Below are 14,328 nucleotides of genomic sequence, written 5' to 3'. Positions count from 1 at the left end.
ATGATTGAAAGAAAGGAGTTGATTGAGGATGACAGTCAAACTTACCCCTTATTTAAATATGGAAGGGAATGCAAGGGAAGCTATCCGCTTCTATGAACAAGCTTTAGATGCCGAAGTCCTTTCCATCATTACTTACGGAGACATGCCGGAAATGCCGAACACATACACGGATGCATTAAATCAGCTTGTCGCACATGCGAAGCTGCGGATTGGCGAAGCTGAACTCATGTTCTCGGATGCACCGACCGGCACCTCGATTCCGAAAGGCAAACAGGTCACCATCTGCATTTCAACGAACAGCGTGGAGACATCCAAACGATTTTTTGAAGCCTTGGAGCAAGAGGGTCAAGTGAATATGCCGTTCGAGGAAGCGCCTTTTAGCCCAGGCTTTGGCGATGTAACCGATAAATTCGGCGTGACCTTCCAGATTTATACTGAGGATTAATGCCTTTTCATGAACTGCGAAACTGACTTTAAGTACTAAACCTAGTCCGTTACCAAGGCTGGGTTTACTGCTTTTTACAGAGTATCGCTTCTGTGGGAAGACATCCGCCTCTATAACTTTGATATAATGCTGCGAGTGGTTTTACACGGACAGAATGTGAGGTGTTTGCATGGACAACAAATATATCGATCGCATCAAGGGCGGACTATACGGTGTGGCAGTGGGCGACGCTTTGGGCGGGACGACGGAGTTTATGAGTACGCGGGAGATCGAAGCACAGTACGGTTATTTGACGGAAATCATCGGCGGCGGGGTCTGGAATCTGGAACCGGGAGAAGTGACCGACGATACGATGATGACGCTTTGCGTCGCGGCAGGCATTATCGAGAATCCTGCAGAGCCGATGGAAGCGATCGGGCGTTTCTTTATGGAATGGTATCAATCGCGTCCCAAAGACATCGGGAATATCATCCGTCATGTTTTTCAAACCTACGAAGGGGATTGGCTCGAAGCGGCTTTTGTTGCGCATATGGATATGGGGCAAAGCGGCGGGAATGGATCCCTCATGCGCTGCCTGCCGGCGGCTCTGGCCTATAAGGATCCGGCGGACATGGAACGAGTGACGATTCTGCAGTCGAGGATGACGCATTACGATCCAAGGTGCGCCGATGCCTGCCTCATGTACAACCGAATCGCGTGGCGCCTTTTGCAGGGTGAAAACTTAAGGGCTGCCGTCATGGCCGAGGTGGCGGGAAGCGAATACGAACACTTGATTGAAGCCGAGCCCGATTGTCCGGCAAGCGGTTTTGTGGTGCATACCTTCCGCTGGGTACTGCATATTTTGCTCAACACGCCAGATTTTGAAGGAGTCGTACAGAAGGCGGCCAATCTAGGGAATGATTCCGATACGATCGGTGCCATCGCCGGCGGGCTGGCGGGTATTTGCTACGGGTATGAAGGCATACCAGCCCGATATGCGGAAGCGATTCTCATTAAAGATCGGCTCGACAGGACGGTTTCGCAGCTGTATGCGTTGAAAACATCATCATAAACCGTGCTTTTTATAGTCTCGGATAATGACATCCATCACGTGCTTCCCCCAATTCGAGGCTTCGGAGCCATGCTCGTTCCAAGCGAAGGTGATGAGTGCTTTCCACAAGGCCCATCCTCGTGCGCGATGAACGGTGTTATCATCAAAATTCATGCGGTTTAGGAAAATCCGGCGGCTGTCGTCGTCAAAAAAGTTCCATGCCATCACGAGGTCGCTTGAAGGATCGCCGACACCCATCGTCCCGAAGTCGATAACGCCGCACAGCCGTCCATCCTTTACGAGCAGATTGCCTACCGCCACATCGCCGTGCAGCCACATCGGTGCGGATTGATATTTTGTCGTAAGGGAGAGTTCCCAAATTTCCGTTAAAAGCACTTGATCGTATTCGTCGGAAAGCGTTTCGATGATGGATCTGGTCTCATTGTCGTAGACGGCAAGGTTTCCTCCGCGATGAAAATTTTGGATGCCCGCCGGTACGCCGCCGCTTGCGTCGATCGCCTCCAGCTCCTTCAAAAATGCAGCGAGGTCTTCGGCAAATTCGTTAACATCCGAAATGTTGGCATGCGTTACGGTTTCGCCTTCAATCCAGCGATTGATCGACCATGGAAGAGGATACTCTTCCGTTGGCTCTCCTTTTGCAACCGGAGCCGGAATGGGCAAGGACAAATGGGGTTTGAAGACAGGGAGCCATGTCAGCTCTTTCTCGACAGCTGAAGCGTAGCGTTCGTGACTTGGCAGACGAACGGTCATATCGTTACCCAGCCGATAGGTGCGATTATCGTGTCCGCTTTTTTCCACTGGGTTGATAGTTAAATCCTTCCATTGGGGGAATTGACTATGGATTAACCGGCGTACAAGTTCGGTGGTAATTTCAAACATACGCTCAACGCCTCCTAGGGTGAATTTTTATAAAAGTCAACAGTTGGTTTATTCAATACACACCGTTTCAGATTCTGGATTTCGTTGGCATCCATTCACCGAAGCTGCCGATCGATGCAAGCAAGCTTACGGAGTTTATTCAACGAGCTGGCGTGGTACCATCATTATAATTCCCGATTCCGAACGGGTACAAGGGAGAGAATGGGTATAAAAAAAGCTGTAATTGAACTTAATTTAGCGGAACTACATAAGTAAAAATTCAGTCTTAAGTAGGAGGTGAACGATGATGCGGTCCGTATAATTAGATCATGAAAGGAGAGTCATTCCATTACACAAGAAATGCATTTTCATTGACAAATTGGAGGTAGAAAAGATTGACTAGGCACGATAAAAGCACCCAAGCACCAAGCCTGCTTCGCAATCGGTTCCTTGCAGACGATTTTATTATCTAGCGTGCTCCTGCAGATCGGGATCTGGGTTCGTAATTTTGCTATTCTCCTGTACGTTGCGGATCGAACGAATAATGATCCATATGCGATTTCGTTAATCAGCGTAGCAGAATTCGCTCCTATTTTTGTTTTTTCGTTCATCGGAGGTACATTTGCCGACCGCTGGCGGCCTAAGCGAACAATGATCTGGTGCGACTTGTTATCCGCGGTATCGGTATTCGTTGTCCTTCTGACCATACATTACGGTTCTTGGCATTCCGTCTACCTCGTTGCGTTTATCTCGGCTATCCTTTCACAATTCTCGCAGCCGTCAAGCATGCGTTTGTTTAAGTATCATGTGGCAGAAGAACAACTGCAGCAAGGGATGGCTTTATTCCAATCGCTGATGGCCATCTTCATGGTGCTCGGCCCTATGCTTGGCACCTTCGTTTACAGCACGTTCGGCCTTGAAACATCGATTGCGATCATGGGCGCGGTATTTCTGCTGTCCGCACTCGTCCTTGTTCGTCTGCCGGAGGATAATATGAAGCCGCAGACCATCGCCGCTAAAGGCCAGTTCCGCAGAGATTTCGTTGAGGGCTTCCGCTATGTGTGGCAAAGCCAGGTGCTGCGAATGCTTGGACTCGCGTTTATTCTCGCGGGACTCGCGGTTGGCGTAGCTCAAGCCCTCAACCTGTTTATCGTAACCGAGCGGCTGGGCAGGAGCGAGGAGTTCCTGCAATATCTGCTGATGGTGAATGGCGCAGCCATGCTGATCGGCGGCGGGATCGTAGCCGTCTTTGCGAAGAGGGTACCGCCGCAATTACTTCTTGCCATAGGCATGCTGTCTGGCGCTGTCTGCACGACAATTGTCGGGTATTCGACGAGCATTCCGCTGACACTGACCGTTCAATTTCTCAATGGACTCGTGTTCCCTTGCATTCATATCGGGATCAGCACGATGATTCTGAAATGGTCCAATGCCTCCATCGTCGGACGGGTAAACGGGGTTTTGAATCCGATGTTCGTTGGCATGATGGTCATTTCGATGTCTTTCGCCGGCGCGTTAAAGGATGCCTTCTCACTGAGCACGATCTATAGCGGGGCAGGTCTATTATTTCTTCTTGGTTCACTGGTCATGGTGCCGATCATGAATCAAAAAGCGCCGGATCACGGACATCTTGCACAACAAACCTAAGCTTTAGCATTTTCATGCGGAAGAACCGGCCAGGATCATGGCCGGTTTTTTTTGACATCTGGTGTTCAGCATTACAAATCAAACTTATTCCATAATCATGTAATTGTGGAAAACCTATCATGAAGATGTTAAGCTGATAATGACTGCTACTTTTTGAAAGGGGGACCTCAAGAATGTTCCTCATGACAATCATGTTGTATGTAATCATCTTCATTTGCGGGTATGTTTGGATCAAAAAAAAGCTGAAGGTATCCTCCACGTCAGACGGACTGCTGTATAAGCATATCAATCGATTTCATTTAATTGGAGAGCTCGTCCTTGTAGTCGCTGCCCTCATTGCCATTTTCGTTATGAGATATGTATTGGAATGGAGAGTGTGGGCTCATCAGGATATTATTCTTGTTGTTGCTATTCTGCATGCGTTCCGTTCCGTTGTAGAAAGACGCTATATGAAGGATACCAAACAACATTTCCTCAGTGCTTATGCAAGTCTTAGCGGTTTGCTGCTCTTTCTTGGCCTGGAGCTATTTGCATAACAAGACAAGATGAACGGAATCCGCTAAGCTGCTAAGTTTGTCGTGTTTAATAGGATAAGATTATACATGCATAGAAAGCCGTGGAAATGATATTATCCCCTTTAAGTAGACAGTGTGTAAAAAGCGCATTAAAGTCTACTTGGAGGGGATTTTTTTCATGGGTGAAATACGAAAGACATATGACATCGAATTCAAGCGCAAGGCTGTTGCGATGTTCCTGGAGGAAGGTCTTGGCTACAAGACAGTAGCCAAGGCCCTAGGCATTGACGATCGGATGGTTCGAAGATGGGTGGCTCACTACGAGCGGGAAGGAATTGAGGGGCTCAAGGAAAAGAGAGGCACTTCGACGGGTTCAAAGAACGGGAGACCGAAGAAGGCCAAAACCTTGGAGGAAGAAGTCCTGCGGCTGAGAGCGGAAAATGCCTTGCTAAAAAAGCTATGGGAACTGCAAAGGGGGCAAGAGCAAAGCGACGTCAAACCTACCAAGCCATCGAAGCGCTAACCATCAACTACCCCGTGGCCTTGCTGTGTGAACTGGCAGGCATCGCTCGAAGCAGTTACTACAAATGGGCAGCCAGAAAGAATAATCCAACGCCTAAACAGATCGAAGAGCAGGCTTTGAAAGAGAAGATTCTAGAGTGCCATACCCAGCTAAAGGGCATTTACGGATACCCCCGGGTTCGTGTCTGGCTAAAGAAAACCTTAGGCTTGAACGTCAACCACAAGCGTGTGTACCGGCTGATGAAAGAACTGGGGATTCGTGCACGCATTAGGCGGAGGAAGCCATACTTTGGCCGACGGGAAGCTGGGATTACCTCAACCAATGTGCTAAATCGGGATTTCAACGCCACGGCACCTAATACGAAATGGGTCACCGATGTGACCTATCTGCCAATCGGTTCTCGCTTTCTGTACCTGTCGGTTATTTTTGACCTGTATAACAACGAGGTGGTTGCCTTTCGGATCGGACGCCACAACAATTTAAAGCTTGTGCTGGAGACCGTACAAGCAGCTGTACATCAACGCAAAGTAACCAACCTACTGCTCCACAGCGACCAAGGCTTCCAGTATACCCACAAGGAGTACCATGCCTTGTTGAAGCGCAAGAAAATGAAAGTGAGTATGTCGCGTAAGGGAAACTGCTGGGATAACGCTTGTATCGAGAGCTTCTTTGGACACCTCAAGTCGGAATGTCTTCGACTCGACACCTTCTCGACCGAAGAAGAGCTTATTAAGGCGATTGAACAATATATCCATTTTTACAACCACGAACGTTTTCAACAAAAACTAAACAACCTTAGTCCGATCGAGTACCGAACTAAGGTTGCTTAAGGCTGCTTTTTAAGGCTGTCTACTTGACAGGGGTAAGTTCAAAACCGCGGCTTTTTTTGTTTTAACGATGGACGTCAGCAAATTTGCTTTAACCATATCTATGTATGTTATCATAGTAATAATTAATATAAAGTTGAGCCTGATACTTGGAGGGAATACTCATTAGTAACGTTACCCTGAATGAAGCGATGATCATGTTAAAGAAGACGAGCCGGACTTTTTATATACCCATAAGTTATTTGGAACTGGGATTAAAGGAGGCTGTTACATCTGCCTATCTATGCATGAGGGCAATTGACGAAATCGAGGACCATAAAGAACTCACGGACGAATTGAAAGTGAAACTGCTGCTGGGCATTCATGATATATTCAAATCCGAGGATATGATGGTAACCCAAACACAACATTTGCTTTCACCTTACCAAGAAATATTACCGGACGTTACGATGCAGATCGATGACTGGGCGCTTCTTTGTCCGTCGTCATGTGCCCCAATCGTATATCGCTACATCGCCAAGATGTCGTTACATATGGCGCAGTGGGTTCAAAGCGGGTGGAATATCCACACGGAAGAGGATTTGGACAGATATACTTATAGCGTGGCTGGGATGGTTGGAGAAATGTTATCCGAGCTTTGGCTCTGGCATGACGGGACGCAGTCTGATTCAACCAAAGCAATTGCCTTCGGAAGAGGACTGCAAGCGGTAAATATCCTTCGCAATAGAGAAGAGGATCTTCATCGCGGCGTCGACTTCTATCCGGATGGTTGGGGATTTAAGGAGATGCAGCAATACACACGCCGAAATTTACAAATTGCCGATTCATATATTGCCGATTTGAAGGATGGTCCAGCATTGAAATTTTGCAAAATCCCATTATCCTTAGCTCATGCCACAGTAAATCTCATATCTGCTGGCGGAAGCAAATTAACGAGGGATGCCGTACTGAAAATCGTGAATCGCGTAACCGGCTAATCGCATTGTTCATATGTATACCGGGTATGATAATAACTTATTCACAGGCAAGTGAATGAACAGCAAGAAATCCGATAGATCCATATTGAGAAGGCAGCCGACGCGTAATCGGCTGCTTTTTTTGTTAAGTACTATTAAATTCCCTCGATGAAACGGACGAATGGATCGTTGGTGAGAAGTGGATACGCGAAGGGACAAGGAATTATGAGGGAGAGCGGAGAAGTTCGGTTTATGCAGAAATAAAAAAAAGCTTGGCCGAAAAGCCAAGCGACAATAAAAAATAATTGAACATGAAAAAGACGCTATGTTATAATCAATAGCGCAATTGAAAAAAATCAAGTTAACTGGCATTATCATTACTATTCCTAATTTGATTGTACACCAGTGACCTCTGATTTGTCAATGCTCTTTTTTATCCCCATAAAATGGTAAAAGGAGTGTGTCAGAACATCATGGAAGCAAAAGAATGGCAGACAGAACAAGAACAGCTGGAACGGGTCCGGGAAAAGCTGAAAGCAAGGATTGGCGAGTTGGAACCTGTGGTTACCGGGCTAAGCGACCAGGCTGCTGAGATTCGCAGACGATTCTGGGAAGAAGTAACGGTCAACACAAGCACGGATGAAGAATTCGAAGAAACATTCTATACGATCAAACAACAGGCCGCGATATTATCCGAACGGGAACGCCGGCAGCGGCTTCTGACCCAGCAATGGAAGAACTTCAATCAGTTGTTGCCTTCTCCCTATTTCGGGCGCGTCGATTTTCTGGAAGACGGCATGAACCTGAGCGAGCAGATTTATATCGGCGTATCATCCTTCATTGATGAAGATGGAATGAACTTTCTGGTGTATGATTGGCGTACTCCCATCGCAAGTCTTTACTACGACCACTCCCCAGGCGAGGCCTCATACATCACGCCGATGGGGCAGATTTCGGGAAGGATGGAGCTGAAACGTCAGTATCAGATTCACAACGGTCAAATTCGAAATATGTTTGATGCGAACCTGACGATCGGCGACGAGCTGCTCCAGCAAATGCTAGCCAAGGGCGCAGATTCACAGATGAAAAGCATCGTATCCACTATTCAGCGGGAGCAAAACGCCATCATCCGAAACGATCGCAGCCGGCTTCTGATCGTACAGGGCGCGGCCGGCAGCGGGAAGACCTCTGCGGCCTTGCAGCGCGTGGCGTACTTGCTGTACAAAAACCGCGATTCGCTGAAGGCTGACCAGATTGTTCTTTTCTCGCCGAACCCGATTTTTAACAGCTATGTATCCTCTGTTCTTCCCGAGCTCGGCGAGGAGAACATGCAGCAGACGACGCTGCAGGAATATCTCGAATACTGGCTGGGTCCATCCTTGCGACTGGAGGATCCCTTTGATCAGATCGAATATGTGCTGACCGCACAATCAACCCCGAATTACGAGACACGTCTTCAGGGAATTCAATACAAGGCATCGGAGTCTTTCATGAAAGCCTTGCAGAATTATGCGCAGTGGCTGGGCCGGGAAGGGATGCTATTCAAAGGCATTCGATTCCGGGAGCGTGATCTGATTACGGCGGAGGAAATGAGGACCCGATTTTACAGCTTCGACCCTTCCTTGAGCTTGGCCAATCGGGTCGAGCAGCTACAAAAATGGCTGCTGAAGGAGCTATCGCTACTGGAACGCAAGGAGCTTAAGGCGTCCTGGGTAGTCGAGGAGCTGAGTTACCTCGATACGGAGCTCTATGCGGAAGTGTTCGGCGAGCTGCACAAGGATCGGGAAGTCTTTGACATTGCCGAGCATTACGCCGTAGTGAACGAGATAAAAAGCAATAAACGCCGGGGAGATGAAGGCGACTTTGATTTCGCCGGACGGGAAGAGGAATTGCTCAGCCAGCGGATCGTGAAGAAGAGCTTCAAACCGCTGAGGCAAACCGTGAGGAAATTATCGTTTATCGATGCCCACGGCTTATACGTCCAATTATTCGGCGATGTAGCTGCATATCGGGAAAAAACGAAGGAATCCGATGTCCCTGCTATGTGGCCTGAAATCTGCAAGCAAACCAAAGAAAAGCTGGATCGGCTCGAATTATTCTATGAGGATGCGACTCCTTATTTGTATTTAAAAGAATTGATCGAAGGCGTTCGGACGAACACAGAGATTCGGCATGTCTTCGTCGATGAGGGACAGGATTACTCGCCGTTTCAATACGAGTATCTCAAGAAACTATTCCCTCGTGCCCGAATGACGGTACTCGGCGATTTCGGGCAGGCGATCTTCATGCAGTCCACAAAGCTGCAAGGGGACGATTCGCCTCTGCTTCGGCTTTATGGTGAAGCCGATACAAGCTTGATTCGTCTAGTGCGCAGTTATCGTTCTACACGGGAGATCGTGGAATTCACGAAAGAACTACTTATCGATGAGTCGGACATCGTACCCTTTGAGAGGAGCGGACCGAAGCCTGTTCTTGCTAGGTTTGAAGGCAGAGAGAGACGTGATGCGCAGTTGTTGAAAGACATCGCGGCACTTAAAGCCGACGGAATCGACTCTATTGCCATCATTACGAAGACTGCGGCCGAGAGCCGACAAGCATTGGAATCATTACAGTTGCAAGGATGCGAAGCCTTGCAGCTCATTACGAAGGAGACCGTCACCTATCAAAACGGGGTGATGGTTGTCCCCGTATATCTCGCAAAGGGCATCGAGTTCGATGCGGTCTTGGTCTATGATGCTTCGTCAGAAGCCTACGGCAGGGAAAACGAACGCAAGCTTCTTTATACGGCCTGTACGCGGGCCATGCACCGACTGTATCTTTACGCGACTGGCGAGTGGTCTCCGTTCGTGCAAGCAGTGCCTGAGCATTTGTATGAGAAAACAACATAATTTGCTCTTTAACCAGGCTATTTGTCCATCTAGAATACGATGAGAGCAGTAGAAGTAGGTAAGGGAGCAACGCAAGTCCTTTACGCAAAACCAAACCGATCGGAGCCGAAGGGACGATGCAGCCTCCGCTCGTCGTGAATCGTCTCCGAATTGCTTGTATGTCAATAACCTTGGCCTTAAGTCGGCCAAGGTTATTTTTTTGTTATGACAATCAAGCAAAAAAAGATTGTGAATAATCACTGTAGGGCAAGAGGACAAAAAAGGTGAAATTTAGCTTTGTGTCGAATTGCTTGTCAATCATAATGTAAAGAGGAGCCCAAAATGGTTGATAAAGAATACTATTTGAAATTAAGTAAGGAAGCGCAAGATAATTATAAATTTTATAAAGAAGAGGCTGAGTCTTCAATTTGTAGGAGAGAATACACCATAAGCAAACGTTATGATATTTCTCCGTATTGGTATGGGCGACAAAGTACGGTTCCAGGGGAAATTACTGAAGAGGAGACGGACACTTATTATGAATTCGATAATCATGATAGACTTCGCATTTCGGCTTGTGATGAATTAATTGATGGATACTCTTATACCTTCTACGAAGACAACCGAATCATCACTAGATTATATGTCCGTGGAATATTGGACTCTATAAAGGAATATTTGATATACGATGGTTTTATCAAGCGATGCATAGAATATTCTGCTCGGAATGATAATTTACAGTACGAAGATTACATATATGAGGGTGAACGGTTGATCCAAGTATATCAGCCTCAATACGAAAGTAATTCAGGTTATTTTGATCACTTAGTCCGAACCTATTTTGAGTATGATGAGAAAGGCATTCTCAGTCGAGTATTAGATGGCACAAAAGGTGTAATTTATGTGATGATGTTGGCTGAAGACGTGGCGCTTCTCCGAGAGGAAGTTAAAAAAGGATTAATAGCAGCTTTAAGAGAGATAATTGGTAATGTGTCCCGAGTATTAGTAGATAGAAGCTGTTGTTTTCTTGCCATCTTTCTACATGATGAAGCTCATACGGTATACTCGCCGATTTTCCAACCTGGCTTGCAAAATATACGAGATGAGCTAGTGGAAAACAAAAAGGACTATGAGACCATCTGGAATTCGGGAGAGCATCCTGGGAAGTACCAACAAGAACTTACAGATCAAGAACTAATTCAGAAACTTAGAAATCTTATTATGTTTTGGCATAATACAGATGATTGGTGGGAGGAAGGTATGAAGTTGTGGCAGGAAGTGGCCTATTCATTAAATGAAACGAATTGGTCCGAAAACTTCATACTAACTGAAGACTTTATTGTGTTTGTCGACCGTGAGGGTTTGGAAGTAACAAATGGCGAACTTGAAAAAAGTATACCTCTAGTGAAATTAGAGTTACTTAGATCAAAGGGGCTTGTGCCAGTACATTAGAATCCGTATTGTACTGATCAGATATATCGAACCGCAAACGAGCAAGCCAGAACCACCAAAAGCAGAGGAGGCACCTTGATGACAAAAGGTGAAAGGAATACAAAGATTGATCCGTATTTTAATAAGCTTAAAAAGTGGAAGGAAGAGTTCGGGCTATTGAGAGAAATTGCGCTGGACTGCGGGCTGACCGAGGATTTTAAGTGGATGCATCCTTGTTACACGTTCGACGGTAAAAATATCGTGTTGATCCACGGTTTTAAGGATTACTGTGCCCTTCTGTTTCACAAAGGCGCATTGTTAAAAGATCCCCATGGGATCCTGATCCAGCAAACGGAGAACGTTCAGGCCGCACGCCAGATTCGGTTTACCAATGCTCAAGATATAGATGAAATGCAACTGATCGTGAGAGCCTATATTACGGAAGCCATTGAAGTGGAGAAAGCCGGTCTGCAAGTAAATTTTAAAAAGAATACGGATTACACCATACCTGTAGAGCTGGAAAATAAGTTCGAGGAAGTGCCTAACCTAAAAGAGGCTTTTGAAGCATTGACGCCAGGTCGGCAAAGAGCGTACATTCTGCATTTCTCCGCACCTAAGCAAGCCAAAACACGAGAGTCCAGGGTTGAAAAATATATCCCGCATATCCTGAATGGAAAGGGATTAAACGATTAGTTGTTTTTACATATTGGGGATTACACGCTGCGCTAGCGCGGAGTTCTTCCAGACAAGAATACACGACAAGGCAGCAGGCTGCTGGTTCATTCAACCGGCAGCCTGTTTTCTTTGCCAAAAGAATATTGACGCAAACCAGAATGCCGCTTAAACTATTCAATATATCAATTGAATAGTTTATTTCAGGGGGTGAATCGATGAACGAAAGAGAGCTTAAAGACGAATTGTACAAGGAATATACACGAATTGGAAAATGCCTCTCCAGCCCAAAACGTTTAGAAATTCTGGATGTTTTGACACAAGGACCAAAATCCGTAGAAAATATATCGAAAATCACATCCATGTCTATAGCGAATGTCTCTCAACACTTGCAGACCCTCCATCATGCCAAGCTAGTCGATTATAAGAAACGAGGGAATTTCGTTATTTATGAAATCGCCGATCCCGCAGTCTTGCACTTTTTAGATTCTCTGTATGGTTTATCTGAAAAACAACTTATTGAAGTCCAGCATATTAAAAATGAATTCCTGGGTCAGCTATCGGAAATAGAGGAAGTATCGTTTGAAGAACTCATGAGCCGCATGGAAGCAGGGGAAGTAACGCTGATCGATGTTCGTCCGAAGGACGAATATGAAGCTGCTCATATTCCTGGCGCTATCTCGATACCTATAGAAGAGCTGGCCGAACAGCTACATGCGTTGCCAGCGAAGGCCAAAGTCGTAGCCTATTGCCGGGGTCCTCACTGTTTAATGTCTATCCAAGCCATCGAGATGCTAAAGTCCAAAGGAATCGATGCGGCTCGCTTAAGCAAGAGGGTTCAGGACTGGGAAGCATTTGCGAATAAGCGAAACAGCGAAGAGCAGGCCATTTCGTGAAACAAGTTTCCTTCAATTTATCAATTCACCCAATCATGAAGGTATACGACGACGAGAGCTTAAGGTCTGTGGAACCGGCCGCGATTCAAGGTAATCAGACGGGCAACTATCGTATTCCTACGGAAGGATGTCATTTGAATGTATTCGAAAAAAGGCATGACGAAGCTGCCGGCTTCGCTGCAAGGCTATGTGAATTCACCCGAAAAACAACGTAAATTGTACCGGCGGACACTAAACATCGTTGTTGTTTCACAAATTTTCGGGGGCGCTGGTCTTGCGGCAGGCATTACCGTAGGGGCGCTTTTGGCTCAGGATATGCTGGGAACCGACAACTTTACGGGTATACCAACGGCACTGTTTACGTTAGGCTCAGCAGGTGCGGCCTTGCTGGTTGGCCGTCTTTCCCAGCGATATGGACGCAGTTTGGGATTGGGACTCGGTTTTCTGGCGGGAGGCATAGGAGCGATTGGAGTCGTGTTAGCAGCCGTGTTGAATAGCCTGACTCTGCTCTTACTCTCACTATTGATATATGGTGCAGGCACCGCAACGAATTTGCAGGCACGCTATGCCGGGACGGACCTGGCCAACTCTAAGCAACGAGCAACCGCAGCCAGTACGGCCATGGTATTCACTACCTTTGGTGCAGTAGCAGGCCCGAATTTAGTCAACGTCACTGGCGATTTCGCGCTGTCGGTGGGGATACCGAGTTTGGCCGGACCCTTTTTATTGGCAGCTGCGGCATATATTCTCGCAGGCATCGTTTTGCTAATTTTTCTACGCCCCGATCCTTTGCTGGTAGCGAATGCTATAGCCATGCAGGGAAATTCGGATGAGCATGCCGGTTCTGCAAAAGAAATGGATACTGCAGGATCAGGAAAGCGTGGAATCGCAATCGGCGCTGTGGTTATGATCTTAACGCAAATTATAATGGTAGCTATTATGACCATGACGCCCGTACATATGAGACATCATGGTCATGGACTAAGCGAAGTGGGGCTTGTCATTGGTTTTCATATCGGATCGATGTATCTTCCATCCCTGATAACCGGTATCCTGGTCGATAAAATCGGACGTAAGGCAATGGCAATGGCTTCTGGAGTTACGCTTTTGCTTGCAGGGGTCATTGCCGCCATAGCACCGGCTGATTCCATGACCGTATTGATTGTCGCCCTATCTCTTCTAGGGTTGGGATGGAATTTTGGCTTGATTAGCGGAACGGCATTGATCGTAGATGCAACAACCTCAACAAACCGCGCGAAAGTGCAAGGGTCTGTTGACGTATTGATTGCCCTCGCGGGGGCATCAGGTGGGGCCCTTTCAGGAATGGTGGTTGCTCATTCCAGTTATGCCGCACTTTCCTTTGCCGGGAGCATACTCGCCCTGCTGCTGATCCCGGTTATGCTATGGCAAGGTCGGAATAAAAACGAAAAATCCGTCTCTTTCTAACGCGAACCCGACTCTACCATGTAGAGTCGGAGGCGATGGCTTTTCCTTATACGTATTTGAAAAGTTCAATTTTGACGCTGCCGAAGGACGCCTGTTTCTAAGCGACAATCCGGAATACGAGGTCACCATTGAAGCACTGCCTGCCAATTATGACCTGACGCAGCTTGAGTCGGCAGGAAAGAAAGAACTGGAGG

At 47.0% G+C, this 14,328-nt stretch carries 12 protein-coding genes and 1 pseudogene; 12 read left to right on the top strand and 1 reads right to left on the bottom strand.

Going from position 1 to position 14,328, the window contains the following annotated elements:
* Nucleotides 1-28 precede the first annotated feature (28 nt).
* Together P0X86_RS17930 and P0X86_RS17925 are read left to right on the top strand one after the other, a co-directional pair.
* On the top strand, nucleotides 29-445 hold the full coding sequence (locus P0X86_RS17930) for a VOC family protein (protein ID WP_036660759.1): 417 nt from the start codon (nucleotides 29-31) through the stop codon (nucleotides 443-445).
* Nucleotides 446-614: 169 nt separating this feature from the next.
* Nucleotides 615-1,496 (top strand): ADP-ribosylglycohydrolase family protein, encoded by an 882-nt coding sequence (locus P0X86_RS17925; RefSeq protein WP_277746084.1) that lies wholly within the window; start codon nucleotides 615-617, stop codon nucleotides 1,494-1,496.
* On the opposite strand, the gene P0X86_RS17920 is transcribed toward P0X86_RS17925, so the two are convergent.
* Nucleotides 1,491-2,375 carry an aminoglycoside phosphotransferase family protein gene (locus tag P0X86_RS17920; protein WP_277746083.1) on the bottom strand — a complete coding sequence of 295 codons (885 nt, stop codon included), beginning with the start codon at nucleotides 2,373-2,375 and terminating at the stop codon, nucleotides 1,491-1,493. The genes P0X86_RS17925 and P0X86_RS17920 overlap by 6 nt on opposite strands.
* 374 nt (nucleotides 2,376-2,749) lie before the next feature.
* Between P0X86_RS17920 and P0X86_RS17915 the strand changes: the two are divergent.
* From P0X86_RS17915 to P0X86_RS17870, 10 genes and pseudogenes are all read left to right on the top strand, one after another.
* Nucleotides 2,750-4,001, top strand: a pseudogene (locus P0X86_RS17915) (MFS transporter).
* A 173-nt stretch (nucleotides 4,002-4,174) separates the two neighbouring features.
* The gene (locus tag P0X86_RS17910) at nucleotides 4,175-4,537 is read left to right on the top strand and encodes a DUF4181 domain-containing protein (protein WP_277746082.1); all 363 of its coding nucleotides are present in this window, start codon (nucleotides 4,175-4,177) and stop codon (nucleotides 4,535-4,537) included.
* Nucleotides 4,538-4,694: 157 nt separating this feature from the next.
* On the top strand, nucleotides 4,695-5,039 hold the full coding sequence (locus P0X86_RS17905; RefSeq protein ID WP_277746081.1) for a transposase: 345 nt from the start codon (nucleotides 4,695-4,697) through the stop codon (nucleotides 5,037-5,039).
* Entirely contained in the window at nucleotides 4,976-5,869 is an 894-nt protein-coding gene (locus tag P0X86_RS17900; protein WP_277746080.1) for an IS3 family transposase, read from the top strand. Before P0X86_RS17905 ends, P0X86_RS17900 begins: the two co-directional genes overlap by 64 nt.
* A 188-nt stretch (nucleotides 5,870-6,057) precedes the next feature.
* Nucleotides 6,058-6,843, top strand: a complete 786-nt coding sequence (locus P0X86_RS17895; protein WP_277749053.1) for a squalene/phytoene synthase family protein — start codon at nucleotides 6,058-6,060, stop codon at nucleotides 6,841-6,843.
* A 452-nt stretch (nucleotides 6,844-7,295) separates the two neighbouring features.
* Nucleotides 7,296-9,710: an RNA polymerase recycling motor HelD gene (gene helD, locus P0X86_RS17890; protein WP_277746079.1), complete on the top strand. Its 2,415-nt coding sequence runs from the start codon at nucleotides 7,296-7,298 to the stop codon at nucleotides 9,708-9,710.
* Nucleotides 9,711-10,031: 321 nt separating this feature from the next.
* Nucleotides 10,032-11,141, top strand: coding sequence for a hypothetical protein (locus P0X86_RS17885; RefSeq protein ID WP_277746078.1), 1,110 nt, complete (start codon nucleotides 10,032-10,034; stop codon nucleotides 11,139-11,141).
* 78 nt (nucleotides 11,142-11,219) lie between these two features.
* On the top strand, nucleotides 11,220-11,813 hold the full coding sequence (locus P0X86_RS17880; protein ID WP_213578867.1) for a YdeI/OmpD-associated family protein: 594 nt from the start codon (nucleotides 11,220-11,222) through the stop codon (nucleotides 11,811-11,813).
* 197 nt (nucleotides 11,814-12,010) lie between these two features.
* Nucleotides 12,011-12,688, top strand: coding sequence for an ArsR/SmtB family transcription factor (locus P0X86_RS17875; protein WP_096774024.1), 678 nt, complete (start codon nucleotides 12,011-12,013; stop codon nucleotides 12,686-12,688).
* Between the two features lie 138 nt (nucleotides 12,689-12,826).
* Nucleotides 12,827-14,134, top strand: a complete 1,308-nt coding sequence (locus P0X86_RS17870; protein ID WP_277746077.1) for an MFS transporter — start codon at nucleotides 12,827-12,829, stop codon at nucleotides 14,132-14,134.
* Nucleotides 14,135-14,328: the final 194 nt, after the last annotated feature.

Source organism: Paenibacillus sp. BR1-192 (assembly GCF_029542445.1).
Classification (GTDB): domain Bacteria; phylum Bacillota; class Bacilli; order Paenibacillales; family Paenibacillaceae; genus Paenibacillus_AQ; species Paenibacillus_AQ lautus_A.
This window is presented reverse-complemented; position numbering and strand designations above follow the sequence as displayed.

Excerpts from the sequence above, each read along its gene's own strand:
- P0X86_RS17930 (WP_036660759.1), top strand. The coding sequence starts at position 29 with ATGACAGTCAAACTTACCCCTTATTTAAATATGGAAGGGAATGCAAGG.
- helD (WP_277746079.1), top strand. The coding sequence starts at position 7,296 with ATGGAAGCAAAAGAATGGCAGACAGAACAAGAACAGCTGGAACGGGTC.
- P0X86_RS17870 (WP_277746077.1), top strand. The coding sequence starts at position 12,827 with ATGTATTCGAAAAAAGGCATGACGAAGCTGCCGGCTTCGCTGCAAGGC.
- P0X86_RS17880 (WP_213578867.1), top strand. The coding sequence starts at position 11,220 with ATGACAAAAGGTGAAAGGAATACAAAGATTGATCCGTATTTTAATAAG.
- P0X86_RS17900 (WP_277746080.1), top strand. The coding sequence starts at position 4,976 with ATGGGAACTGCAAAGGGGGCAAGAGCAAAGCGACGTCAAACCTACCAA.
- P0X86_RS17905 (WP_277746081.1), top strand. The coding sequence starts at position 4,695 with ATGGGTGAAATACGAAAGACATATGACATCGAATTCAAGCGCAAGGCT.
- P0X86_RS17895 (WP_277749053.1), top strand. The coding sequence starts at position 6,058 with ATGATCATGTTAAAGAAGACGAGCCGGACTTTTTATATACCCATAAGT.
- P0X86_RS17910 (WP_277746082.1), top strand. The coding sequence starts at position 4,175 with ATGTTCCTCATGACAATCATGTTGTATGTAATCATCTTCATTTGCGGG.
- P0X86_RS17920 (WP_277746083.1), bottom strand. The coding sequence starts at position 2,375 with ATGTTTGAAATTACCACCGAACTTGTACGCCGGTTAATCCATAGTCAA.
- P0X86_RS17885 (WP_277746078.1), top strand. The coding sequence starts at position 10,032 with ATGGTTGATAAAGAATACTATTTGAAATTAAGTAAGGAAGCGCAAGAT.
- P0X86_RS17925 (WP_277746084.1), top strand. The coding sequence starts at position 615 with ATGGACAACAAATATATCGATCGCATCAAGGGCGGACTATACGGTGTG.
- P0X86_RS17875 (WP_096774024.1), top strand. The coding sequence starts at position 12,011 with ATGAACGAAAGAGAGCTTAAAGACGAATTGTACAAGGAATATACACGA.